The 23,900-nt window shown below is 68.0% G+C and carries 22 protein-coding genes and 2 pseudogenes; 12 read left to right on the top strand and 12 right to left on the bottom strand.

Features of this window, described 5'->3' with window-relative positions; genetic code table 11:
- Positions 1-18 precede the first annotated feature (18 nt).
- The 3 genes from MZC64_RS14105 to MZC64_RS14095 form a co-directional block, all read right to left on the bottom strand.
- The gene (locus MZC64_RS14105; protein WP_247756728.1) at positions 19-156 is read right to left on the bottom strand and encodes a hypothetical protein; all 138 of its coding nucleotides are present in this window, start codon (positions 154-156) and stop codon (positions 19-21) included.
- A 241-nt stretch (positions 157-397) separates the two neighbouring features.
- Positions 398-1,921, bottom strand: coding sequence for a recombinase family protein (locus MZC64_RS14100; protein ID WP_247756729.1), 1,524 nt, complete (start codon positions 1,919-1,921; stop codon positions 398-400).
- A 173-nt stretch (positions 1,922-2,094) separates the two neighbouring features.
- A complete protein-coding gene (locus MZC64_RS14095; RefSeq protein WP_247756730.1) occupies positions 2,095-3,156 on the bottom strand; it encodes a hypothetical protein in 1,062 nt (353 codons plus the stop codon).
- Between the two features lie 195 nt (positions 3,157-3,351).
- Between MZC64_RS14095 and MZC64_RS14090 the strand changes: the two genes are divergently transcribed.
- Complete coding sequence (locus MZC64_RS14090) at positions 3,352-4,707, top strand: hypothetical protein (RefSeq protein ID WP_247756731.1); 1,356 nt, start codon at positions 3,352-3,354, stop codon at positions 4,705-4,707.
- Here the strand turns inward: MZC64_RS14090 and MZC64_RS14085 are convergent.
- A pseudogene (locus tag MZC64_RS14085) lies at positions 4,684-5,159 on the bottom strand (cadmium-transporting ATPase); the annotation flags it as partial. The gene MZC64_RS14090 and the pseudogene MZC64_RS14085 sit on opposite strands and share 24 nt — an antisense overlap.
- Positions 5,160-5,386: 227 nt before the next feature.
- On the opposite strand from MZC64_RS14085, the gene MZC64_RS14080 reads away from it, so the two are divergent.
- From MZC64_RS14080 to MZC64_RS14065, 5 genes are all read left to right on the top strand, one after another.
- Positions 5,387-5,875, top strand: coding sequence for an AbrB/MazE/SpoVT family DNA-binding domain-containing protein (locus MZC64_RS14080; protein ID WP_247756732.1), 489 nt, complete (start codon positions 5,387-5,389; stop codon positions 5,873-5,875).
- Positions 5,872-6,753, top strand: coding sequence for a hypothetical protein (locus tag MZC64_RS14075; protein WP_282105236.1), 882 nt, complete (start codon positions 5,872-5,874; stop codon positions 6,751-6,753). The genes MZC64_RS14080 and MZC64_RS14075 overlap by 4 nt, the downstream gene beginning before the upstream one ends.
- On the top strand, positions 6,750-7,610 hold the full coding sequence (locus MZC64_RS14070; protein ID WP_308301003.1) for a hypothetical protein: 861 nt from the start codon (positions 6,750-6,752) through the stop codon (positions 7,608-7,610). The genes MZC64_RS14075 and MZC64_RS14070 overlap by 4 nt, the downstream gene beginning before the upstream one ends.
- A 5-nt stretch (positions 7,611-7,615) precedes the next feature.
- Positions 7,616-7,783 carry a hypothetical protein gene (locus MZC64_RS48650; protein WP_308301002.1) on the top strand — a complete coding sequence of 56 codons (168 nt, stop codon included), beginning with the start codon at positions 7,616-7,618 and terminating at the stop codon, positions 7,781-7,783.
- 171 nt (positions 7,784-7,954) lie between these two features.
- On the top strand, positions 7,955-8,884 hold the full coding sequence (locus tag MZC64_RS14065) for a hypothetical protein (protein ID WP_247756733.1): 930 nt from the start codon (positions 7,955-7,957) through the stop codon (positions 8,882-8,884).
- A 238-nt stretch (positions 8,885-9,122) separates the two neighbouring features.
- Here the strand turns inward: MZC64_RS14065 and MZC64_RS14060 are convergent, their stop codons facing one another.
- Positions 9,123-9,320, bottom strand: coding sequence for a hypothetical protein (locus MZC64_RS14060; RefSeq protein ID WP_247756734.1), 198 nt, complete (start codon positions 9,318-9,320; stop codon positions 9,123-9,125).
- Between the two features lie 472 nt (positions 9,321-9,792).
- Between MZC64_RS14060 and MZC64_RS14055 the strand changes: the two are divergent.
- The 3 genes and pseudogenes from MZC64_RS14055 (at position 9,793) to MZC64_RS14045 (ending at position 11,913) form a co-directional block, all read left to right on the top strand.
- Positions 9,793-10,584, top strand: a pseudogene (locus MZC64_RS14055) (plasmid pRiA4b ORF-3 family protein).
- On the top strand, positions 10,581-10,751 hold the full coding sequence (locus tag MZC64_RS14050; protein ID WP_247756735.1) for a hypothetical protein: 171 nt from the start codon (positions 10,581-10,583) through the stop codon (positions 10,749-10,751). The pseudogene MZC64_RS14055 and the gene MZC64_RS14050 overlap by 4 nt, the downstream one beginning before the upstream one ends.
- A 79-nt stretch (positions 10,752-10,830) precedes the next feature.
- Positions 10,831-11,913: an ISKra4 family transposase gene (locus MZC64_RS14045; RefSeq protein WP_247756736.1), complete on the top strand. Its 1,083-nt coding sequence runs from the start codon at positions 10,831-10,833 to the stop codon at positions 11,911-11,913.
- A gap of 140 nt (positions 11,914-12,053) precedes the next feature.
- Here MZC64_RS14045 and MZC64_RS14040 read toward each other — a convergent pair whose 3' ends face one another.
- The 6 genes from MZC64_RS14040 to MZC64_RS47785 form a co-directional block, all read right to left on the bottom strand.
- Positions 12,054-12,518, bottom strand: coding sequence for a hypothetical protein (locus MZC64_RS14040; protein WP_247756737.1), 465 nt, complete (start codon positions 12,516-12,518; stop codon positions 12,054-12,056).
- Between the two features lie 22 nt (positions 12,519-12,540).
- On the bottom strand, positions 12,541-14,136 hold the full coding sequence (locus MZC64_RS14035; RefSeq protein WP_247756738.1) for an alpha/beta hydrolase: 1,596 nt from the start codon (positions 14,134-14,136) through the stop codon (positions 12,541-12,543).
- Positions 14,133-14,432 carry a hypothetical protein gene (locus MZC64_RS14030; protein WP_247756739.1) on the bottom strand — a complete coding sequence of 100 codons (300 nt, stop codon included), beginning with the start codon at positions 14,430-14,432 and terminating at the stop codon, positions 14,133-14,135. The genes MZC64_RS14035 and MZC64_RS14030 overlap by 4 nt, the downstream gene beginning before the upstream one ends.
- Complete coding sequence (locus tag MZC64_RS14025) at positions 14,429-14,656, bottom strand: hypothetical protein (RefSeq protein WP_247756740.1); 228 nt, start codon at positions 14,654-14,656, stop codon at positions 14,429-14,431. Before MZC64_RS14025 ends, MZC64_RS14030 begins: the two co-directional genes overlap by 4 nt.
- Before the next feature lie 190 nt (positions 14,657-14,846).
- Positions 14,847-15,614: an ESX secretion-associated protein EspG gene (locus MZC64_RS14020; protein ID WP_247797700.1), complete on the bottom strand. Its 768-nt coding sequence runs from the start codon at positions 15,612-15,614 to the stop codon at positions 14,847-14,849.
- Positions 15,611-17,257 carry a hypothetical protein gene (locus MZC64_RS47785; RefSeq protein WP_282105235.1) on the bottom strand — a complete coding sequence of 549 codons (1,647 nt, stop codon included), beginning with the start codon at positions 17,255-17,257 and terminating at the stop codon, positions 15,611-15,613. The genes MZC64_RS14020 and MZC64_RS47785 overlap by 4 nt, the downstream gene beginning before the upstream one ends.
- A 1,472-nt stretch (positions 17,258-18,729) precedes the next feature.
- Between MZC64_RS47785 and MZC64_RS14010 the strand changes: the two genes are divergently transcribed.
- Complete coding sequence (locus MZC64_RS14010) at positions 18,730-19,728, top strand: IS481 family transposase (RefSeq protein ID WP_247757432.1); 999 nt, start codon at positions 18,730-18,732, stop codon at positions 19,726-19,728.
- Between the two features lie 266 nt (positions 19,729-19,994).
- On the opposite strand, the gene MZC64_RS14005 is transcribed toward MZC64_RS14010, so the two are convergent.
- On the bottom strand, positions 19,995-20,243 hold the full coding sequence (locus MZC64_RS14005) for a dihydrofolate reductase family protein (RefSeq protein ID WP_374205743.1): 249 nt from the start codon (positions 20,241-20,243) through the stop codon (positions 19,995-19,997).
- 46 nt (positions 20,244-20,289) lie between these two features.
- Here MZC64_RS14005 and MZC64_RS14000 point away from each other — a divergent pair, with 46 nt between their 5' ends.
- Together MZC64_RS14000 and MZC64_RS13995 are read left to right on the top strand one after the other, a co-directional pair.
- Complete coding sequence (locus tag MZC64_RS14000; protein ID WP_247756742.1) at positions 20,290-21,348, top strand: cytochrome P450; 1,059 nt, start codon at positions 20,290-20,292, stop codon at positions 21,346-21,348.
- Positions 21,349-22,111: 763 nt separating this feature from the next.
- The gene (locus MZC64_RS13995) at positions 22,112-23,887 is read left to right on the top strand and encodes a polymorphic toxin-type HINT domain-containing protein (protein WP_247756743.1); all 1,776 of its coding nucleotides are present in this window, start codon (positions 22,112-22,114) and stop codon (positions 23,885-23,887) included.
- Positions 23,888-23,900 lie beyond the last annotated feature (13 nt).

Here is a 23,900-nt window from a genome sequence, read left to right as displayed (position 1 = left end):
TGTTCACCGCTCGCGGAATCACCACTCGTACTGCGCGCTCTGATCAAGGATGTCCTCAGCCGGAACGTGCAGCTCACCGACCTCGGCCACATTCGCGTGATCGAGCGCCACCCCGCTCTCGCGGCGCTGATCACTCGTGACCACGCTCTCCTGCACGGTGTCAGCCGATCGGGCCGAACCGCCACGTGGCCGTCCGGACCGATCGGGAACTGAAGTTTCGCAAGGCCGTGCTCAAGCCGCGCAACGTCGTCCCCGGACACCCCGCGACGTGACCTGACCAGCGCCATCGGCACGAACATCAAGGGAGCCGCAGGTCGGTGGCGTGCACCAGGTTGGGGATATGGTTCAACTCCGTCGGACACTCCCTTACCCTACGAATTCCCAAGTCCGTCGGGGTCTACAGCAGGGCGACGTCGTCGTGCCTCAAGACAAGTGCATCGCCGTTTCTGACCACCACCGATGCGCGACAGCCCGTCTCAGTACCAGTTGGGTTCCAGTCCAGCTCCAGCGCAGCTTGACCAAGCGCGGCCAACGGACCGACCACCTCCGGTTTCACTGCCGGCCTGAGATGCCAACGCTGGCCCCCGCAAACGATCTCCAGCCCACGCCGACGAAGGTCTTCGGCCGCACTCACCGGCGCTGCCGCCGGCTCGGCGTCCCCGAGCAAGCCCGGTAACGCCTCAACGAGATGGTCCTGGCGTACGTAGACATTGCCCGCGGCACCAACCGGCCGAGGCGTACCACTGGTGTAGCCATGCCGACAGCGGTAACCAGCACGGTCGTGAACCCAGTGCGCGTCCAGCCGGCGACCACACACCCCGCACACCACCAACCCGGCCAACGCGTATTCCCGCCGGTCCCCGTCCTTGGTAAGCCTCGCAGCCCGGACCCCTTGGATCGCCACGAACACGGCCTCATCCACCAGCGGGACGTGGGCCAGGCGCTCGGACACCTCCCACTCCTGGACAGGATTGACACTCACCTTCCCCGAGCCCCTGCCACCGGCCCGTCCGCCGGCGCCATGGCCTTTGCTGCCCTGCCGGTTCCAGACCTGACGGCCCGTGTACCGCGGATTGTCCAGAATCTCCGCCACCGTCCGCACAATCCACTGCTTCCCCGACCGATGCCGGTTCCGCGCCCGGTCCACACGCGACGGACACGGCACCCCGCGCTCGTTCAACTCCCGCGCCAGCGACGCCACCGACCGCCCGGCAGCGCGCTGGGCGAACATCCACCGCACCCACGGCGCCGTCACCGGGTCAGGCTCCAGCACCTGCAGTCGCCGCCCCCACCGCGCGTGGATGGCGTTCGGGTGCGGCCCCGCGTCGGCCAGCCGGTACCCATACGGCGGGCGACCGCCCAGAAAGCGGCCCTGCAGCCTGGCCTGCGCCCGCATGGCCGCCACCACCCGCTGCCGGGCTCGCGCGACCTCGCGCCGGGCATGCGCACCCAGCAGCACCATCAGCGCCTGGTGCACCGGGCTGTCCAGCTCCACCGGACCACCGGCCTCCGGCAACCACACCTGCACACCCAGCTCGGTCAACCGCCCCAGCACCCGCCGGAACTGATCACCCTCGAAGGCACGCTCGTACTCTCCCACCACGATCGCGTCGAACTCGCGATCCGGACGCTCCGCGGCCGCCAGCAACGCAGCGGCCGCCGGCCTGTCCCACCATGACCACCGCCTCGACCGGCCCTCGTCGAAATAGTCGACCACGACCTCGCCGGCACCTTCAACCAGCTCATCCGAAATCGCCCGCTGCCAAGCTCGCGATGTCTGCGGTTCCTGGAACTCAGTCGTCGACATCCGGCCGTAGAAGGCAAACCGGACACCACCGGCCGACCCGCTGGACGGGCTGGCAGATCCGCGACGACGAGCGGCAACCGCCCCCACAAACTCCGCACCAGTCCACAGCGCCATCTCGGCTCCTTCCCTGCGCAGGGCCGAGACAGCAACCAGCCACCCCGTATGACGTCGGAGGTTCCAGCGCTACCTGAACGGACCAGTCCAATCGACAGGGTTCTCCGGACGCCCGCTCGCGCCCCAGCAGAGCGGTCTCCTGGACCGGATCGCGGCGGCGCGAACAACCCCGGTCAGGGTGTGGTCAGCGAGGTGATCGCCCGGCACAGCGCCTCGGTGTCGGCGATGGCCTGCCGGCAGATCGTCTCAGTGATCGTCAGCCGTTGGCCGATCCGGACCTGGCTGGCCGGCACCTTGGCCAGGTACTTGGCATCGACCAGGCCGTCGGTGTGGGTGAACACATGGCGCGCAGCCCAGATCTCCACCAGTCGCTGCCAGATTGCTGGGTCGAGCGTGCTCCGCAGGTCGGGGTATCCGGCGGCGGCGAACAACTCCGCGGTGTCGTCGAGCCGCTGGAAGATGTTGCCCTTGCCCTTCAACTTGGCAGCCGAGTCGGCCACAGCGTCCTGGAACACCGCGGCAGCCAGGGTCTCCACGACCGTGACCAGGTTCTCCAACGTGTCCACCCACATGCGGGTGAAGACGCCCTGCTCTCGGAGGGGTGCCGCGGTGTCTGCGGGCAGTTGAGCCAGGCAGTCGAGCCGGGCGGTGTCAGCGCCGAGCGCGTCCAGCGCCACGACCTCGGCCGGCAACTGCCCGCAGACGGGGCAGAACCGATGCTCGCCGAACACCGCGTAGCGAAGCGCGCAGCCACCGCAGGTTCGAACGCGGATGAGCCGTTCCTCGTTGATGTCGGGCAGCGGCTGCGGGCGGTACGGGGCGGATCGATAGCTGATGTCGATACCGAACGTCCTCCCGCGAGGTGCTGGGCGCCGCCTGGCAGTCCGCCGGAAGGCATCCTCAAGGCCGTTGCGCACCATCTGCAACCCGAGCTCACGGGCCGCCCGCACGAGCCTCTCCTGCTGTTGCTGGGTAACGAAATCACCGTGGTCGGCGTGATGGCCGCAGTACACGCACCACAGTTCGCAGTCGTCCGGAAGCGCCGCGTAGTCGTCGGAGTCGACCCGGAACACCGCCTCGCAGGCCGGGCACTGCCGGCCATGGAATCCCTGCTCGTCGGGCGGGATGGTGACCTGCATCCTGGTCACATCGCCCTGGGTTCCCAGGATCTCGGCGCCTGCGGGCATCCGGAATCCGCTGGCGCGCTTCCACATTCCGCCACCGCTGTACCGCATGGGAACAGTGTGCGCCCCGGGTCTGACATTCCGGCTCGTGGACACGGCGGTGGCACGGTTTCAGGACGCCGGAGACCGTTTCGTCACCGGGCCATGTCCGCTGTGAATGCGGCCCGGTCACGCGTTGGCAGCGGTCCTGACTCGCTTCCGCAGCCTGCGCTGAACTGTCGGTCCGCAGATTTATGATCACCGGCCATGAGCCCGGCACCGGAACCCGGCGCGATCATCAACCAGCGCCCACGCCCCCGCCTGCTTGTCCTGGGCTTCGACGGCCGCGAGGACCTGGTGGAGCAACTTCTCGCTCTCACACCGACTTCGCGAAAAATCGCCCGCGCCCACGACGTACGGCAGGCCGAGTGGGACATCCTGGTCACCGACGAGGGCTTCAGCTCCATCGATTCTCACCTCAGCGTGGTCTACCTGGCCGCGGAGACGCGTGTGTCCGACCACATCGAGAGCGACCCGGATTGGAACGCGTACTTCGGCTGGCGCAACTCCCACATCAGCGGAGAACTCCAGCGATTCCAATGCCTCCCGTCCCGTGTCGCCGCCCTAGTCCATGAAGGACTGGAGGAGGCCGTACTGGCTCGGCAAGATCGCCACTTCTACTTCACCGTGCTCCAGGACAGAGGTAACTGGTCGCGCGAGGTGCCTCTCCCGCCGCCGAACATGCCGCCGTTGCTGCCGTACTTGGCCACGGCCGGCGGCGCGGTGCTCGCTGGAAGCTACCGCCGCAGCGCGGAGTCCGAAACGTGGCTGTTGCCCCCGGACACCCCGGACCCGATCGCCTGGGTCAAGGCGGCTCTCGCGGAGTGGCATTCCCTTGCCCCAGCACGGTTTCCTGGGGTACCTGACTGGTCCCAGGCCGAGGAGTGGTCGACGAAGCAGGAGCGCTCGCTGCGCATCTCGTTGTCCGAGTTGGCGATCGCACGCGAGGAGATGCTGACCGAACTGGCCAAGCGGGAGGCAGCCGTGCGGGCCGAACTCCGCGAGGCGGTGGCCGCGGCTGACGGCTACGAACGCGCCTTGCTGACCTCCCAGTCCGACCAGCTCGTCCAGGCAGTCGCCCGAGCACTGCGCGAGTTCGGCTTCACCGTCACCGACGCCGACCTGACCGCAGCTCCGGGCGACTACCTGGAAGACCTCCACATCCAGGACCCCGACGACCCGGCCTGGATCGTGCTGTGCGAGGTCAAGGGCTACGGCAAGGGCGCCACGACCCAGGCAATGCTCCAGTGCCACCGCTTCACCAACCGCTACGTCCAACAGCACGGCGTCCTGCCCAGTGGCTGCTGGTACATCGTCAACCAATTCCGTGAACGGGATCCCGGCACCCGCCAGCCGGTGCTCAACGGCCGGGACCAGGACGTTGAGGTGTTCTCCAGCGCCGGCGGACTGGTCATTGACACGGTCGAACTCTTCCACCTGCTCCGCGCCGTTCACGAAGGCGAGGTTTCCCCGGAAACGGCGCGGCAGACCTTGCGCACGTCCCGTGGACGCCTGACTGGATGGGCGTCCCGCTCAACATCAACAAACGTCGCAGCACCCTGAAACGTCCTGCTGAGTTCCGCCGACCACCGCCAGGGACAGCACCAGCGGGGTCGCCGTGACCGCAGTGGTGATGCCGGGCAGCGCTCTGGCGCGCGCGACGCGGATGGCGTTGAGGATGACCAGCACCTCGGCCAGCTCGTGCACGAACACCACGGTGGCCAATCCCAGGACACCGAAGACAGCCAACGGGATCAGCATCCCGATGATGTCCAGGGGCAGACCGACGTTCTACAGCATGACTCGGCGCGCGGACCGGGCGTGGGCCAGCAACTGTGGAAGGTGCCGCAGATCCGCGCCCGTCAGCGCGATCTGGGCGGTCTCGATGGCCAAGCCGATCAGCCGCCGCGCGGATTCTCCACCAGGACGGCCTTGTCCTCGGGTCGCAGGTCGGCGTGCCCGGTGCCGATCCCGGCCTCGGCGGCCAGGGCAACAGCGGTGGAGGGACGCTGGCCAACCTCCCGAAGCCACCACCTGGACGAACCTGCAGGTCAGCGGATACTCTTATGCCCATGAACACCTGCCATGCGCAGGTGTGCCACGTTTGGGGGTTCGAGTCCCCCCTCGGACACCAGCAGATAGTGTTCCCCCTAGATCAGCCGTTGTCGTGTTCAAGCACGCTTGAGCACCCCGCCGCTGCCTCTGGCGACATGCCCCACCGCTGCTTGTGGCGGTGGTCGTCATGACCGGCAGCCTGATCGCTCCGCTCATCCCGCCGACCGTCGCATCAGGACGGTCCGGCTATCCAGCCCGGCGTCCTGGCGCTCAGGGTGCCGGTGGTCGGAAGCTGCCGCTGGCCACCGTGACCAGCCCACCGGCCCGCACCGCCACCACCCTGTACCGGCTCTCCGCGGTGGACTGCAACGGCTACGTCCTCAACCGTGCCATCCTCACCGCGCTCACCTGGCCGGCAGGAACCCGGCTGTCCGCGCGCATGGCCCGGAGCCTGCTGGTGCTCACCGCGGACCAGGCCGGTGCGTTCGCGATCTGCAACCAGGGCGCTCTCTGGCTTCCGATCACCGTGCGCCGTGCCTGCGGGCTGGTCACCGGTGACCGGGTCCTGCTGGCCGCCGACCCGCCCCTGGGACGGCTGGTGCTGGTCCCGCCCGCCCAGCTGGACCAGATGCTCACTCGCTCCTACCGCGAAGAGTTGGGTGGTGAGCCGAGATGAACCCCCACCACGCCAACGCGGCGACCGTCGTGGAGACCGTGGAGCGCGTCCGGCGCCAGGTGGATGTGTTGCTGTGGACCGGGATCGTGCTCGGGCTGTTGTTCACCATGGCCAACGTCCAGCACTTCGCCGCCGCAGGCGCCCCCGCCTTCTCGCTGATCTGGTGGGCGGCCTGGTTGCTGGACCCGATGGTCAGCCTGGTGTTGATCGCGATCTTGCGCGCTGAGCAGGTCACCGCCCGCCACCAGGTCGCTGTGGGCCCGTGGGTACGGCGGGCCAAGTGGGCGACGCTGGCCGCGACCTACGCTATGAACACCTGGACTGCTTGGGCTGGGGATGCCTGGGGCCCGGTGCTGTTGCACTCGGTGCCGGTGATGGTGGTCTTCCTGGCCGCCGAGGCACTGACCGACCTCAACGAAAAACTCACCCAAGCCAGCACGAACGTGTTCACCACCACGACCAACACCCCGTTCACCGACACCGCGGCCACACCGTTCATGAACCCGGCCGCACCCTCGGTGAACGCCAGCAACGGCACCGCCACCAACACCGCGGCGGCCGTTCATGAACAGGCTTCCGGGGACGTTCATGAACATGCCCGTTCTCACAGGCGCGGCCGTGGTCGGCAGAAGTCCACTGCCCGGGTCACCTTCGACGACTACCTGAACACCGCCCGCCGTGAACGCACCCCCGAGACGGTGGTCACCCCGGCCTGGGTGCGGGAGGTCACCGCTTGTTCCCGTGGCCTGTCCTCCAGACTCGCCGCCACCCTCCTCACCGAACCCACACCACCCCCGACCACCCGCACCACGCCGGAGTCCAACGGCGCCCGAACCGTACTCGTGAACGCCATGACCACAGGGGAGGCACGGCCATGAACACCCCCGCCCCCGTCACGGACGCGGCCAAACTCGATGCCGCCCGCGTGCTGCTGGACACCATGGGTATCTCCGTAACGGACTTGCTCAACAAGCCTGTGGACCAGCCGCCGGTCCCCACCTTCGACGAGTACATCCTCAAGATCGTCGACGCGGTCGGCGAGGGTACCCGCCGCAACTACGGCACCTACTGGAAACGCATCAGCGCCCGCTGGGGTAATCGCCGCCTGGATGAGCCGACCCCGACTGAGATCGAGCTGCTGGCCCAGGAGATCAGGGCGTCGGCGTTGGTGCGGCGTAACTCCCGCGGTGGGCGTAGCGCGGCCGAACACTTCATCGCCGCCCTGCGCTGCTTGTACCGGCGCGCCGAAATCGACGAACTCATCCCGACCGGGAGCAACCCGGCACTGAAGGTGCCCAAGCCCCGGCGGCTGCCCTCGACCCGGTGCGCGGTGGCCAACGACCGGCTCGCCGAGATCAACCAGGTCGCCGCCACCACCGGCAACGACCCCGAGTTGGACATGCTGATCCTGCGGTTGCACACCGAAACCGCCTGCCGCCGCAGCGGTGCTCTCACCCTGCGACCCCTGGATCTCGACGAAACCCAGTGCCTGGTCTACCTGCGGGAGAAGGGCGAGACCGCCCGCTGGCAACCAGTTCACCCACCCTCATGCGCGCCTTGGTCCGGCACGGCGAACAACGCGGCGCACCCAAGGACGGTCAGTTGCTCCGCTACGTCACCGGTCGCCCGATCACCCGGCGCCGCTATGACTACCTGTGGACCCGGATCGGCAAGCACCTGCCGTGGGCGGCGGCCCAGCAGGTGTCGATCCACTGGCTGCGGCACACCACCCTGACCTGGGTGGAGCGCAACTTCGGCTACGGGATCGCGCACGCCTTCGCCGGCCACACCGACGAGGCCGGAGACACCGGGGCCACCACAACCTACATCCGAGGCCAACAACAGGAGGTCGCCACCGCCCTGTCGACGCTGACTGGAGAACCTCACCCGTTGGCGCTGGCCGCGTAGTTCAATCCGGTGGGGTGGCCCTCCTGGCACCAGCCAGGAGGGCCACCCCACCGGCTATGCTGAAATCCGGACTGGCTCGGCGGTCGTGCCGCGGAGCTACCGAACCAATCATCTCGCCACGGCCCTGGCGTCAGGGCCTGTTTGGCGACGCGGAAGTTCGGGAGAGATCCGTTGACCAGCTACAGCGTCCTACCGGTCGGCCCCGGGTTCACCATCCTGGCGACCTGGTCCTGCCAGTGGTCCGACCTGTCCACCAAGGTGACCACTCTCAACGACTACGACCAGGCATCGCTGCTGGCCGCCGCACTCACGCAGTTGTCGGAGAACGCCTGGGACGGGTCCGCCTGGTTGGATACCGCCCCGGCCATCGAGGCCGGGATCAGCACGGTCATCGAGCATCTGCGAGGCACGGCCGAGGTGATCCCATTGATCCCGCTGAGCGCCGATCCCTCGGCCCGGCATACCGAGCAGTGGAGCTTCACCGACACCCACGACCTGCTGACCACCGACCTGCCCGAGAACCTCACCAAGCTGCGCCGCACCCAGCGGTTGACCATCGCCGACGAACTCGCCACCGACGCCGCCGCCCGCGCCGAGGTACTGGCCCGCGTCCGCACCGGACTGGACCCCGAATCCGAGACCTCCCGGGGCTGGCAGCTGTGCGAGATCACCCGCGCCGAACGCAACGGACTCACCGGCGAACTACCCGAAGCAGGTGCGGGCTGGATCGTGCGCGGCTGGGGTCCGTACCTGGTGTCCCCGACCGAACGGTGGGCGGCCCGGGACCGCCTGCTCCGGCTCGAACAGCTCGCCGCCGCCTGCGAAGCCCGCGGCGGAAGCGCCGAGACCGACATCGACCCGCTGCATGCCCACCTGGTCCTGCCCGGCCACGATGACCTGGCCGGCGGCCAGGTCTATGTGGTGACCGTGCACGAGGACGTCGGGAATCCCCAGGACACCGACCCGTCGGCCCCCATGATCGTGCTGAACGAAAGTTCCGGGACGGACAGGGAGGTGCTCGGCAAGCTTGATCCGGGCGACGACGACGGGTTCGCGGCGTTGCTGGGCGACTGGACCCGGCTCGTACCGTTCCGGCTCTAAGCTTGCCTTGAAGCTGTTCGGCGGGCCTTTCATTCCCTTCTTGTGGTGGACCGGTCGGCTGTATGCCTGACCTGTGACTGCGGCGCGACTGACGTCAAAGCGTTGCGCGACAACGCGTTTTCGATCTGCTCTGTCGCGTTCAGAGATTCTTGTTCAAGGTCGCCCCAGCGGGGCTGTGCTGTCGCTACGGGCACGGCGGCCAGCACTCGGAGACCGGTGAAAAGCGTGGGAACGATGGTCAGGCAGCTGCGGCGGCCGGTTGATCCGGCTCGATGAATCCGGGGTACCAGCGGCCGAAGTCAGCGGCGAGGTCCCGGTTGAGCACCCGGGTCCGGAACGCCTGCTGCTTCTGGTCGGGTTGGTCCAGGCACTCGAAGTCCTCGACCAGGTCACCGAGCAGGGCCAAGGCGCGGTTGACGAGCCATCCCGTGATCACCTAGCTGATGCCTGTGGGTGACCCCTGTAGTAGCTACTGTCGAGGTCATGGCGAATACATGCACTCCCTGTAATGGAACCGGAATGGTCGCGCTGGACTCGAATTCGCAGATCGACAAGGGGAGACGGTTCGATAACTGCCACCCCTGTATGGGGACGGGGGACGCACCAGTAGGACGGGTGAAGCCCGCACCGCGGGGAAGGGACCTCCGGTGCGGTCGATGCAAAGGCTCTGGTCAGCTTGCTGACGGTGCGTGCTCGCTGTGCGGGGGTCTCGGTTGGCGGTAGCCGTACAGCTGTCCCGACAAGATCTTCTCATCGTGGAACGTGGTCGCGCTCGGTCACCGGTGAGTGCCATTGCTGGCGGCCAGCAAGCGCGCGGATTGACGTAATTGCTGTTACCGGCCACAGCCCGCCGCACTGAACAGGGCAAACGCGATTCGGGTCCGTTATCACCCGAGCAAATACCCTGAATGTCCGGTTATGCCGGTGCCCATGCATCGTCATGCGGTCACTCCCCGTCGACCTCCAGCATCGCCCGGACCACCGCCGGAGATCATCTTCACGGCGGTGCCCGGGGAGCGCGGGCTCCGGCCACACTCGGACCCGTGCCCGAGGACGGCCCACCCGCCACCGCGGTCTCCTACCAGCTGCGAGTGGTGCTGGCCGGGATCAGCCCGCTGATCTGGCGGCGCCTACTGGTGGCCGGGGACACCACGATCACGCAGCTGCACGAGATCCTCCAGGCCGCCTTCGGCTGGAGCGATGAGCACCTGCACCGCTTCACTATCCACGGCATCGACTAGGGCCTGAACCGCCCCGGCACGCCCGGCTTCCCGCACAACCCGCACACCATCCGGCTCGCCGACTTCGCCTTCCGCACCGGCGAGCGGTGGATCTACGAGTACGACTTCATCGACTGCTGGCGCCACGAGCTGCGCGTGGAGAAGATCATGGCCCCGCAGCGCGGGAAGCGGTACCCGGCCTGCACCGGTGGCGCCCGGACCGCGCCCCCGGAGGACTGCGGCGGTCCGGCCGCGTTCCTGGCCCTGCGCCAGCGGCACGCCGGCGTTCACACCAGGTTCCGGATCGCCGAGATCCTGCACGAACTCCTCGACCTGCCCGACGAGGCGGCCCGCGACTTCCTCACCGAGCACCACGACGAGCTGACCGCCCTGAACTTCTGGGGCCGGATCGACGAGTTCGACCGCGCCGCCTGCAACCACGCCCTGAACGCCCTCGCCCCGACAGGAGGCCCACGGTGAAGCTCACTCTCCAGATCGTCCTGGACTCCGAGGACGGCACCGCCCCGACCACCCGCGAGGCCGGCTTCCTCCACCGGGGTGAACTTGGCCCGGCCACCGCCGGGCTGCGCTTGGCCGAGGCGCATGAGGTCCTGGCCACCCTGCAACAGCACCTGCTCGCCGCCTAGGCCGCCGCGGCGAACTCCGCGGCCGCGGCCTGTCCGGACTGCGGCACGGTGTGGCCCTCGCAAGGACTCGCGCACGATCGTGCTGCGCACCCTATTCGGCACGCTGCACCTGCCCAGCCCCCGGTACAAGAGCTGCCCGTGCACCGCCGCCGAGGCGGCCACGGTCAGTTCGCTGGCCCGGTTGCTGCCCGAGCGCACCACTCCCGAACTGCTGTTCTGGGAGGCCAAGTACGCCGCGCTGACCTCCTACGGCACCGCCGCCACCCTGCTCACCGAGACCTTCCCGCTCGGCCGCGACCTGGAGACCATGCCCCGCCCGGACCTGCCGCTGGTGGTCGGCCTGGACGGCGGCTACGCCCACTCCAGCCAGCAGACCTCCCGCCGCGACGGCTGGTTCGAGGTCGTCACCGGCCGCTCCACCCCGAGCGGCGGCAGGCCGGGCAAATGCTTCGCCTTCGTCCAGACCTACGACACCAAACCCAAACGGCGGCTGCATGAAACCCTTCGGGCACAAGGGCTGCAGGACAACCAGCAGGTCACCTTCTTCACTGACGGCGGCGAGGACATCCGCGACCTGCCTCGCTACCTCAACCCCCAGGCCGAGCACTACCTGGACTGGTTCCACATCACCATGCGCCTGACCGTGCTGCGCCAGATGACCCGCTCCCTGCCTGAACCCCCACCTGAGCAGGATGAGGAGTTCCCGGTCCCGGCCGGTGTTGCCCCCGGTGCGGCCGACGCGACGCTGGATCGGATCAAGCACTTCCTGTGGCACGGCAACACCTTCCGCGCCCCGGACCTGCTCAGCGACCTGGTCGCGGACTTCGAGTGCCTGGCCGAGCCCGCCCAGCGGCAGCAGGCGTTCCTGGCCAGGCTGGCCGAGTTCCGGGGCTACATCGCCAACAACGCCAACAAGATCCCCAACTACGGCGAGCGCCGCCGCAACGGCGACGTGGTCTCCAGCGCCATGGCCGAGGCCACGGTCAACTTGGTGGTCAGTCGCCGCATGGTGAAAAAGCAGCAAATGCGCTGGTCGCCACGCGGCGCGCACCTGCTGCTCCAGCTCCAGACCCGGGTGCTCAACCGGGACCTCGCCGCAGACTTCGGCCGCTGGTACCCCGGATTCACCACGTCGGATCAACCGGCCGCCGCGGCTGCCTGACCATCGTTCCCACGCTTTTCACCGGTCTCCATCCCGCTCGGTGGCACGCTGGCGCCGCGCGGTTAGGCACTGCAGCAGGATACCGACCCCGCCGGCGGCCGCGGCCACCTCCACTCCCAGGAGTTGGCCGCGACGATCTGCTAGCCCGGCGGGTTTCCGTTCGGCCACACACACGGCGACACCGCGCCGATGGTCAGCAGCCCCTTGTCGTTGCCCTGGATGCTCATCCGGAACTCATCCGGCTGGTGCTGCACCCACAGGTACCAGTCTTTGGGCCGGGAATCGTCCAGGACGATGAAGCCGTTGCGGGTCCAGTAGTCTTTGATCTTGTCGAAGTACTGGTTGAACTCCGACACCGGCACCATCTTGGTCTCATAGCTGGTGAACGCGATGACTCGTCCCTGGGGTCCGTTGTCCGACGGCAGGGAGCAGTTGTTGATGTCGGCCTCGTACTTGGTGAATTTTGCCTCGGCGGGGAGCTGGGCGATGGCCGCGCGAGTGTAGGCATCAGCACGTTCGGCAGCTTCTTGCTGGGTGATGGTCGGCTGCATTCCAGTCCTCTTCCACGTGTGAACGACCAACGCGGCCACACCGAGCGCCACCACGACGCCCAGTATGAGCAGGCCCTTAGCTTGTCGGCTGACCGGCAATGATCTTCCCCATGTTCGTCAGTGACTTGCTCCCGGGTTCCCAGTACTCCATGTGCGCCGCGAGGCTCGGCAGACCCCAGTTGGAAGTCCCCGGGTCAGAGGTGAAGGGCTTGCCGCCGAAGGCCTTAGCCGCCGGATCCGGGCCATGAGGATCCAGGATGACAGGGGGATGGCCAAGTCCCCCACCCAGCGGGATAGGGACGTTGGCCATGTTGATGATGTCGTTGTCAGCAACGCTGGCGTGCACGTGCTCCGGCGAGATGTTCAGCTGGTCGGCCCGGTTCACTCCGACCCCGGGGCTACCGATGAACACCAGCTCGTCGGCTTTCACCCCCAGATCACGAGCGGCGTGACCGACCAGGGTGGAGCCGTAGCTGTGCCCCACCACCGTGTTGTGCGAGGGCTGCCCTTCATGGGTGACTCGCAGTCCTTCCTGGAAACGAGCGAGCGCCTGCTTGCCCTCGGCGGCGTACCCGGTGCTCGCCGCTTCCGCGAGGTTCTGCGGGGCGTCATAGCCCACCCAGCTGATCACCGCCGTCGATTCCGACCCCGCAGCTCGTGCGGCGGCCACCATCCGGTCCGCCCGCTGCAAGTAGCTCTCGCCTGTGGCCAGGTTGGATTCCGTACCGGGCACTAGGGTGGCCACGTTGGCAGCGGTGTCCGGGTTGCCCATCGCGACGATGGCCCGTCCGTTCCCGTCCGCGCTGATCCCCATCAGGAACGCCTGCTGCTGTGCCGGGCCATCCGCTGACGGCTGCGGATTCGGTGGCTCCAGCCGCTTCGCCACGGCACCGAGCCCCTCCAACTTCTTGGTCAACTCCTCCAGCCGGTCCTCGTCGTCACTAGTCCGGCGTGTCTTGGCCTCCAACCGGGTTTTCTCCTCGGACAGGCTCGCGTGCAACTCGGCCAGCACCACCCGGTTCGCCCGGTCACGGACCACCACCGGGATGCCGTCCAGTGCCCCGATGCGGGCGCTTTCGGTGGCCAGCAGGGACTCCCGGTCGGGGATACTCAGCCCGTCCCACCACTTTTTCACCTCGGCCGGGGAGGTGCCCGCCGCCGGGATGCTCGCTTTGAGGTGGCCGCAGAACGGGATGCCGCCGGGCGTGACACCGGTGGCGTCCTGGGTGAGCCGGCGTAGCGCCGCCGCGGCTTCGGCGTCCACGGCGGCGGCTTGGCGCAGGATGTCGCGGATGGTGGTGGTCAGCGGAGCGGACAGGTAGTTGTCGCCGTCCACCTGGCCGTCACTGGCCACCCACAGCCGGTACAGCTGAGCCTGGGCCAGCGCGGTGCGCAACTCCGTCTGCAATCGGGTCAGTTGCTCGCCGGCACCGCGCAGCACCGGCGGGATGCCGGTGAGGCCGCGGGCGAGCTCCTCCAGGCGAGTGCGGTGGCCTCTGAGCTGTCCCTTGGCCGTATCGGCGGCAGACCCACGCCAGTCGGCCAGCATGCGCAGTGCGTAGATGGTTTCCTGGGAGCGGCCGGTCATCGAGTCAGCTAGGCCCTGCCAGCGCTGGGCGGCGCGGATGAACACCGTGGGTTCGGCGTCGCGCAGTTCCTCGACCGTGGTCATCGCGGCTGGAAACCGCCCTGTGCGGCGGCTTCGGCCTCGGCGTAGGTGCGCGCGTTGAGCTCCAGGTTGTCCCCGGCCACGGCGATTTTGGTGGCCACCCCGGCGAGTGCCTCCGACCAGGTGTCCTCGCACTGCGCCAAGGCCTGGGCCACGGCGAAGGAGGTGTTGGCCGCCGCGTCGCCGTCCTGGGCGCCGCCGTTGCTGCGGATGTCCCGTTGTGCGTGGTCAGCGATGGTCACCAGGTGCTTGCCGACACTCTTGAGTTGGTCCGCGCTGACCGCGAGCTTCTCTGTCACGTTTCCCCCTTGATCGGGCCTTCTTGCCGAACGTGGTGCGCAAGCCCTGACCAGACCGATGGCGACCGCACCTCCCCAGCGAGCACCCTGTCCGCGCCGCCGAAGTCGGCTTTCGGCATGTGGGTCTGGCTGTCGCGGTGCAGGGCGGTGGCATCCTCAGCAGCCCGGTGGTTCTGCTGTGTCCATCCGCGCAGGTCGCTGATCTCCACAGCGATCGAGGCCATGCGGTCTCCGGAGGTTCGTGGTGAAGGGGACGGCCGAGCCGCTGACCGGGTGCGCCAGGTCTTCCCCGGCAGGCCACGGCGGCCGGGTCCGGCGGGGCGAGGTGCTGTTTGCACCGCGGCGGCAGGGCTCCGCCCGGTCCTGGCAGGCCCCGACGCCCCGGCCTGGTCAGCCTGTTCTCCGGCCTCGGGGTCAGCATTCGGCGAGCTCGCGGAGCCGGGCCACGACCTGGGCGTGCCCGGCCGGAGTCAGGGTGGAGAAGTCGCCCTGCTCGGCGCGCAGGAACAGCCCCTGGTCGGTGGTGTGCCAGCGCACCCGATCCGGCAACCGCCTGATCCCGCCGTGGCCGTCGGAGAGGGCGATCCGGAACTCGCCCCGGTCACCCACCCCGCGCAGGGCATGGGCGGCCGCCCGGACCTGCCCATCCGGCTCGCCGTCGTCGATCAGGTCCTCGACCACCGCGGCCAGCTTGTCCGCGGCCGCGGCGGTGACAAGTTGCTCCACCACCTCAGCGGGCAGCCGGGCTCCTGCGGTGCGCGGCCGCTGATCCCGGCCGGTCAATTCCGCCAGCGCCGGCAGCACGGCGTGGTCAGAAAGGTGGTGCAGCCGCACCTGCGTGCCGATCAGCACCGCCAGCACCGCGTCCTCGCCGCGCACACCCGCCCGCGCTGAGAACCTCGGCTCACCACGGGGGTAGAACCAGGCGTCGACGGCCCACGAGGGGGCGGCGAGCATCTGCAACGCCCACTCCAGCCACGGCCCCGGACCGGGGGCCGCGGCCAGACCGCGCCGGGCCAGCGCGGAGAGCGCCTCCCGTTCCAGGACTCGCCGCTGTATGTCGGTCTCCCCCGGGCTCGGCAGGCTCAGCGGGTACGGCAACTCCCCCAGATCCAGTCTGTCCCAGCAGACCTCGAACTCCGTGGTCGCAACCTCCACTGGCTCGGTTGCCACCGCGATCACGACTCCTCCGGGTCGCTATGGCCGGAGGCGTAGAACCGGGAACGCTCGCCCCCGCCGATCACCCTCGGGGCGGGCGGCGGACCCGGGTCCAGGGCGAAGAACTCGTCGGAGGGCTGCCCGTAGCGGCGCTTGTGCTCCTTGTCTTCCTCATCTCCGCGGCCGGCGCCGCCCGTCGGCGGCGGGGACGGCAGGTGGCTGCCCGGCCCCGCTCCGGCCACACCAGGTCGCGGCGCACCCGGCAGTCCCGCGGGGCCGGCACCGACCCCGGCCCGGCCACCCGGCGATGGCGTCGTTCCCGCCCCTCTACCCGCGCCGGCTCCGTAGCCACCGACCGCACCCAGGCCGCCGCCGAGCATCCCGCCCACAAGCCCACCCGTCAGGCCACCACCCAAGCCGGGCCCGCCGCCCACGCCACCGGGCTGCGGGAACCCCGGACCGCCGGCACCGCCGCCGGGAAGAGTGGGCTGGACCAGACTGGGGTCGACCTGATCGAACCCACCCGGCGGGGGAGGGAGGACAGGTGGCGGGGTCACCGGCGGCCGCAGCAGGGGCGGATCGTGGGGCGGCCGGTTCCCGAAACCAGGCTCGCCGCTGTCCCCACCGCGCCCCCGCACGCCGTGGTGGGTCGTCGTGGTGGTGCGGACCGAGTCATCGGAGTCAGAGCGGAGTTCCTCTGCCTTCAGTCTGTCCGGATCGGCAGGTGGTGAGGCGTAGGGGAGCTGGCTGACCATGCGCTGGGAGGCCGCCAGATAGCTCTCCAACGCCGCCGTGGCGTCCTGGTCGAGCTGGCGGCGTTCCTCCTCCTTCTTAACAGGATCCGTGATCAGCCACAGGTTGGCGAGCCTCTCGGCGATCATCTCGCCCTTGTTTGATGCCTCCTGCGCAGCGTTCTGATGGCCACGGAAGAGCCCGGCGGCAGTCTGGGCGTTGCCGGACAATTCTGCTGCCCGAGCACTGTGCTGCCGAATGGAACTTTGGGCCAGATCTGACGCTTCCGACACCCACTCGCCCCCCAGCCGGGTGGCATAGGTTCGCAGCACCGCGTCGGATTCCTCCAGCAGCTTCTCCATTGCGTCCGCCACGACGTGAAGATGGGAACTGCTTTCCGGGGATTGCTGTTGAAGGAACTGAACCTTCAACTCAGGTGCGATTCCGGGTAGTCGCAGACCCCGGAGCAGATCCTCATTGATGGCCCCCGGGATCCCGAAAGTTTCAGCCGGAACAAGCCGATCTATGAGGTTGAGCTGAGGAAGATCCGGCAGATCCTCGGGCTTCTTGCCGAAACCTTGGGTGATCGCATCTTCGGTGAACTTGCTCTCACGCGCGGTCTCCTTCAGTTTCTCGACCGCGTCACCCAGGGTGACTAGCGCGTAGCGCTTGATCTGGTTGACCAGCGAGCCGGTACCTGTCACCAACTTCTGCTGAACGACCTCCATCAGGATCCCGCTGGCCGGAAACCGAAGCTCGGGCTCGAATCTCAGCTTCGCCGACATGTTCGCCACGTTGACATAGATGTTTTCGGAGACGTGGCGCACCGCAGCCCCCAGTTTCAGTACCCCTTCCGGGCCAATCCTGAAACTTCCACCGTTCCAGTGGTAGATCTGCCTCTCGTCGAACGCCTGCGGCCTGCCGTGCTCGCTCATCCCCTGGACTCCATTGTGTTCGATCCCGCCCTCAGAGGCATCACCATACCTGCGACGCGCGCCCGAATGAAGCAGTTCCCGCGACCGAACAATGCTTCCGAAGTTCATCCGAACGAACGATAGAAGAGGCGTTCTCCATGTATGAGAAAACGATTTCCAAATATCTAGACATATTGCACTAGCGTGGGTCAGTGATGCTCCTTTTCTGCACCGATCGGTTCCCATTGTCCTCAGGATTCCCGGGATGCACGCTCTCTCGGCGTGTATCCCCAGGAAACAGCGCACACAGTTCCCGCCTGGCTCCCCTTGGTCGTCGGCGCCAGTTCTTCGCCACTGCGGCCACGGCTGTACTTCAGTGCAACAGCGACTGGTTCCGGTGTCGCGCCGGGCATGGCCGACCATCGAAGCGACAGACCTCGCAGCCCCGCGGCTGCGGGGCGGAGTTCACCGAGCAGCCGAGCGTGCCGTGCCGGTTGAGTACCAGCGCCAGGTTCTCCGTCCCGCCCGGCCGCCAGCGCACTCGGTGCCCCCCTGCCTCCAGCACTCTGGAGGCAGGAGGGAGTCAGTCCGGGGGCGGTGTTGTGCGCTACTGCGGCGCAAGCACTCGTTGCCCTGGTCAACCGTGGAGGCGACGAGTACGAAGCGCTGGAACAAGCATGCAAGGAGTTCTTCGCCGCCAACGGCGTCAACCCTGATGACCTCATTCCCCACTGACCAACCTTGGGTGACGGGGGTCCCGGTAGTTATGGCGGAGGCGTTGGCGCCGGTCTGCGCGGTGTGCAGGGCGGCGGTCTCCGGCCCGGCGACCGGGCACCCGCGCGCGTACTGCAGCAGGGGCCGTCAGGAGCGTGCCTACCGCGACCGGCAGCACCACGTCCCCGTTCAGGCTCGGATTCTGTCCGTATAGCTGCTGGTCAGACCCTAAAACATTGGAAACACCCCGGGTTGTCCTGGCACCCCAAGACGGCGGCCGCAACCAGCTGGGTGACCGGACCACATTCGTCCTGCCGCCGGCTTCGGTGGCACTCCACTGGCCGATCCCATGGAATTCATCGGTCTCCCACTCCCTGAGTTGCGCTGGGCGCCGGCCGCTGGGCGCCGAAGTCGCTGAGGGGTGGGTGGCCCAGGGTTCGCATGCTCCCGTCGCCCCCCCGAGGGCAACCACGCGCATCAAGGAGCAGCCCCAGCGTGGCGCCCATCGAATCTGGAGGGAACCGCCCTTGACGGGAGTGGCTGGGGCGAGCCCGGTCGGCGGGAGGACGCGAGCCCCTTTCGTTGGTGGAGGGGAAGAACCCGGTGTCGAGGGCGGTGAGGGTGTAGGAGCGCAGGGCGGTTGATATCCAGCCGGCTGGTGTACTGCCCAGCGAGGTTGCGAACGGTCCGACACGTGATCGGATGATCTTGGAATGAGGGAGGGCCTCCAGGTTCGGTGTGGATTGCGACATCTGCACCGGCTAGCCAGGAGGCCCTCGATTACTCACGCTAACGCACCACTGTCCGAGCTGGGCAGGCTGCGCCTGGCCCGGTGTGTCATCGACGACGGCTGGCCACTACGACGGGCCGCCGAGCGGTTCCAGGTTTCAGTCAGCACCGCGCAACGCTGGGCCGGCCGCTACCGCGAGCTGGGTGTGGCGGGCATGGCCGATCGGTCCTCACGTCCGCTGTCAAGCCCGCGTCGGACCTCGACCCGGACCGAACGGCGGATCATCAAACTCCGGCTGGCGCGACGGTGGGGACCGGCGCGGATCGCCTACCTGCTGAGGTTGGTGCCCTCGACCGTGCACCGGGTCCTGACCCGCTACGGCCTGGCCCGCTTGAGGCACGTGGACCGAGCCACCGGGCAGCCGGTGCGGCGCTATGAACGCGCCACGCCCGGCGAACTCGTCCACGTCGACATCAAAAAGCTGGGCAACATTCCCGACGGCGGCGGCCACAAGATCCACGGCAGAGGCACAGGCAAGCGCAACAGTTCCGCACACCGGGACCCCACCCGACCTCGCAAGATCAGCAGCCGCGCCAACCTCGGCTACAGCTACCTGCACAACGCCGTCGACGACCACTCCCGCCTAGCCTACACCGAGATCCTCGCCGATGAGACCAAGGAAACCGCCACCGGATTCTGGCAACGAGCACAGACCTTCTTCCACGCCAACGGAATCATCGTCGAACGGGTCCTGACCGACAACGGTTCCTGCTACCGCTCACGGCTCTGGCGCGACACCCTCGCCGAGGCGGGCATCACCCACAAACGCACCCGTCCCTACCGGCCACAAACCAACGGCAAGGTCGAACGCTTCAACCGCACCCTGCGCGAGGAATGGGCCTACGCCCGCCCCTACCGCACCGAGACCCAACGCCGCGAGGCGTTCCCGCAGTGGCTACATCTCTACAATCACCACCGCGGTCACACCGCACTCAAAGGCCTACCACCCGCCAGCCGCATTCCTAACCTCTCCGGTCAGTACAGCTAGCCCCCGGCGGCGAGGTCAGGACGTAGTACGGAACTCCGCGTCCTGGACCTGACGCCTACCTGATCAAGGTGTTCTGTTGTGGCGGGGACGCTGGTCCACCAGGGGGGAGGAGGTGGACCAGCGCTCCCCAGGAGGGCCCATCCGGGGGGCGTCCAGGGTAGTCGGGCATACGCCCAGCCTGGTGTGAAGCCGGTGACCTCGCCCGACCGAGCCAACGCGGCGCGTCTACCGGTGCGAGCAGGCGATGATGCGGACGTCCGGTCCGCTCATGTCGACCCGTACCACTTCCAGGCGCACGATGTCGGCCATGGTGGTGATGCCCGCGTCTCCGAGACCAGGCTTCCCCGCGCCGAGCAACGCGGGTGCCCGTAGTTGATCACCCGATCGATCACGCCCATGGAGACAAACGAACCGGCCAAAGTTGGCCCACGCTCAAGGAGCACGGCCTGCACGCCGCGTTCGTACAACCCGGCCAGAAGAGCACGAACGTCAAGGCCGCGCCCAGTGCGAAGCAGTTGCAGCAGTTCGGCTCGAACTTCTCCTCTGTCTATAGTGCACGTAGTGCGGACCTGGCTGATCTCCGGCTATCAAGCGACGAAGGACCTGTTGCGGGACAACAGATTCACCCGTCATCTCCCTGAACAACACGGACAGCTCACCGGGCCGGCCCTGCGGATGTCGATCACCGAGATGGACCCGCCCCGGCACACCGAGATCCGCACCCTCATCGGCGGTGCGTTCTCCGCCCGCCGGGTGGAGGCGCTCCGGCCGGTGATCACCGCATACGCCGAAGACCTGCTCGCCCAGGCCCGCGGCCGCAGCCAGGCAGGCGACCTACTCACCGAGTACTGCACCCCGCTGACCTTCGCCGCCCAGTGCGAGCTACTCGGCGTGCCAGGACACCGGCGCGCAGCCGTACGCGACCTGGCCGAGGCACGTCTACGGGTCGCGGGCCGGGATCCGGCAGCCACCCACCTGGCCGAACTCGGCTTGCACGCCGAGATCACCGACCTGCTCGCAGACCAGCAGTGCCCGCCGACCGGCCTGTTCGCTGACCTGCTGATCGCCCACCGTGACGGCGGCCTCAGCCACGAGGATCTCACCGGCCTGGCGGCCTCCCTGTTCTTCGACGGCCATGCGCTCTCCGCCGCCCAGATTGGCCACGCGGCACTGTGCCTGTTGCGCCGCCCCGAACTGTGGGAGCGGCTGCGGGCCGACCCGGCGATGCTCTCCGGCGTGGTGGAGGAGAACTTCCGGCATAGCCCAGCGGCCAACCACACCATGTCCCGGGTGGCCACGACTGGCCTAGAACTTGGCGACATCCGGGTCGTCGCTGGCGACCGCGTCGTGGCCGCGCTGCCTCTGGCCAACCGTGACCCGACCGCCATCGACGACCCGGACGCCTTCCTGACCACCCGCGACCACCCCCGTCACCTGTCCTTCGGCCACGGCACCCATCACTGCCTTGGTGCGCACCTGGCCAGGGTGGAAGTCCAGGTCGCCCTGGAGGTGCTGCTCCGCGGGGCACCTGGCCTGCGTCTGGCGGATCCGTGCGTCGAACCGACCCAGGTGGTGACACCGATGATGCGGGCGCTCACCGCCTTGCCCGTCCATTGGTGAGCACCTCCGCGGAGGTGGAAGACCGCTGAAAACCACGGGACGGCGGTCTCCAGGAGGCAGGACGGCACGAACGTCCACTGGTGCCCAGGTCCGCGGCACCGAGCCCACCGCGTCGGGCGGGAACCAGTAGGCCACCACCCGGGCTCCGTACGCGCGGTCCAGCTTGACCAGCGGCAGCGCGCGATCACGGCGTCCGGGTTGGTGTTGTCCATGGCCACGTCTCAGCCCTCGGCCAATGCCTCCTCGATCAGGCGGAGCTGGCTGCGCTGCCAGTGCCGGGCGCGCGGATAGTCGTTTTGGCTGACGGGCTCGTGCATGGCAGTTAGGCCTTGTCTGTAGAACGTCGTCTTGCCCGAGGCCTCTAGCGCGATGAGAATTGCCAGCTCCATCCCGGGAACGCTCACCGCTGGGCGATATCAGCACATGTGCCGATGTCTTCCCCTCCGCCGCGCTGCTCTCCTTGCCCCTCGGCCGTACCGCGGAGGGGAACATGACCGAACCGGAGATCACCCAGCCCATCAGACCCCGGATCCGACGAACGCTGGTCTTCGGCGGAATCGGCTTGGTGCTCGCGCTGGTGGCCGGGCTGACCGTCTGGCTGACCTGGCCAGCCCCAGCACGGGACCGGTCGGCCTTCGAGCAGGCGGTGGCCGCACTCTCCGCGGCCAGAGGGGTGCGCTACACCGACGCCACGGTCGCCAGGCTCGGGAAACGGGACATCACGACCACCGAGTACGGGCACCAGTTCGGCACCTTCGACTGGATGGGCAGCAAGCGGGAAGTGCTGACCGTCGACGGCATGTTCTACGCCAAACCCACACCCGAGGCGAGCCAAACCCGACCAGCCCTGCCCAACGAGAAGAAGTGGCGAACCGGGGATGCCTCGGACTACTCGGTCTACGGTGAACCGCTCGCGGAGTTCGGGTCGCCGATCAAGCTGGCCGAGCGCCTGTCCACCGCCTTGGACGAGCTACCCGACCTGCCATCCCCGGACGACGCAGACCTTCCCTCCTACACCGCGAACGGCGTCGAGGCGCTGCGCGCCGAGACCTCGGCAGGCAGCCTGTTTGTAGCCAAGCACGCCCCCTACCGCGTGCTGCGCCTGGAACCGTACGGCCTGCTGAACCTGCCGCCGTCACGACTCATCTCGATGACGGCGGTCCCGACCAGAGCGGACCCGCTCATCTCCGGCTCCGAAGGCGTCGACCTGACCCCCATCGTGGAGGCCGACCTCGTCGACCGGATGTACGACACCCTGGCCGAGAGGACCAAGCAGCTCGCCGACGCCGTGGACGGCAGCTTCCGCTTCGACGTCGCCAACAAGGCCGGCGATGTGGAGTGCAGCCTCGCGGGCTGCACGGCGATGGCGTCGTTTACCGGGAAGCTGGACCCGCGCAGTCCCAATGTCCGCGTCGCCTCCGGTCAGGTCACGGTCACCATGAGCGTGGCTTTCACCGTCAACGGCCGCAACGCGGGCTCCTGCACCAGCCCACCGGCCTCTGTCCCCGTCGCCGGGAACACCGTCAGCGCCCAGATGTCCTGCTCCGCCCCCCAGGGCGGCGCGATCATCGCCGACCTCAAGGCCCAGGCCGAAGCACAGTCAAGGGCCACCGGCCGTGCGGTCCCGTACAACTGGATCGGACGGAGCCAGGTCCAGGTCACCGCACTGGCCTCGGCCCGAACCGAGATCGACGGACTCCTCAGTCAACAAGAGGAGGAGAGGAACTCCCCGGCGTGCGACGAGTCCAACAGCTTTGTCGCCGGCACACTGGTCCTGCTCGCCGATGGCACCACTCGCCCGATCGAACAGGTCACCGCCGGTACCCAGGTCCGCGCCACCGATCCCAACACCGGCTCCACCACCGCCCGTCCCGTCCTCGCCCAGATCACCGGCACCGGCCAGAAACAACTCGCCCAACTCACCCTTTCTGATGGCCAACACACCGCCACCCTCACCGCGACCAGTAACCATCCGTTCTTCGACGCCGAACTACGGGCCTGGATCAAGGCCGGCGACCTGCGCCCCGGCAAAACACTCACCAGCCTCCCCGGCAACAGACCCGTCCGCGTCATCGACAACCTTGCCTATCAGGCTCCCCAGACTGTCTACAACCTGACCGTCTCCACATTCCACACGTACTACGTGCGTGCTGGTGAGTTCGAGCTGCTGGCACACAACGACACCTGCTCGAAGAACGCCCGCGAGCTCGCCAAGAATCTCGCGAAGCAGGGCGAGACCAGGCCCGGACCCGGTTGGCAGGCACACCACATCGTGCCGAGCACGGCGAAGAAGGCGGCGCCCGCGCAGGCCTTGCTGAAGAGGTTCGGTATCGACATCAACGACGCCCGCAACGGCATCTACCTGCCGCAGAACCCGCAGATCTCCAACCCGAAGGGAGTAGGAACGCACAACAAGACCTTCCGCGACGCCTACTACAAGGCGGTCAACAACGAACTGGCTCAGGCGAGATCGGCCGACGAGGTCTTCGAGATCCTGGCTAAAATCAGGAACTCCCTGAAGGTCGGTAACTGGCCGTGACCAAGGAGAGTTC

The sequence above is a fragment of the Crossiella sp. S99.2 genome, from assembly GCF_023094165.1.
Lineage (GTDB): Bacteria > Actinomycetota > Actinomycetes > Mycobacteriales > Pseudonocardiaceae > Crossiella.
Note: the sequence above shows the minus strand (reverse complement) of the source record. Positions and strands in the feature narration are given on the sequence as shown.

Coding starts and splice junctions, on each gene's coding strand:
- MZC64_RS14075 (WP_282105236.1), top strand. CDS start 5,872: ATGAACCCCCACCACGCCAACGCGGCGACCGTCGTGGAGACCGTGGAG.
- MZC64_RS14035 (WP_247756738.1), bottom strand. CDS start 14,136: ATGACCACGGTCGAGGAACTGCGCGACGCCGAACCCACGGTGTTCATC.
- MZC64_RS14025 (WP_247756740.1), bottom strand. CDS start 14,656: ATGGCCTCGATCGCTGTGGAGATCAGCGACCTGCGCGGATGGACACAG.
- MZC64_RS14100 (WP_247756729.1), bottom strand. CDS start 1,921: ATGGCGCTGTGGACTGGTGCGGAGTTTGTGGGGGCGGTTGCCGCTCGT.
- MZC64_RS14095 (WP_247756730.1), bottom strand. CDS start 3,156: ATGCGGTACAGCGGTGGCGGAATGTGGAAGCGCGCCAGCGGATTCCGG.
- MZC64_RS14070 (WP_308301003.1), top strand. CDS start 6,750: ATGAACACCCCCGCCCCCGTCACGGACGCGGCCAAACTCGATGCCGCC.
- MZC64_RS47785 (WP_282105235.1), bottom strand. CDS start 17,257: ATGAGCGAGCACGGCAGGCCGCAGGCGTTCGACGAGAGGCAGATCTAC.
- MZC64_RS14080 (WP_247756732.1), top strand. CDS start 5,387: ATGACCGGCAGCCTGATCGCTCCGCTCATCCCGCCGACCGTCGCATCA.
- MZC64_RS13995 (WP_247756743.1), top strand. CDS start 22,112: ATGGGCAGCAAGCGGGAAGTGCTGACCGTCGACGGCATGTTCTACGCC.
- MZC64_RS14090 (WP_247756731.1), top strand. CDS start 3,352: ATGAGCCCGGCACCGGAACCCGGCGCGATCATCAACCAGCGCCCACGC.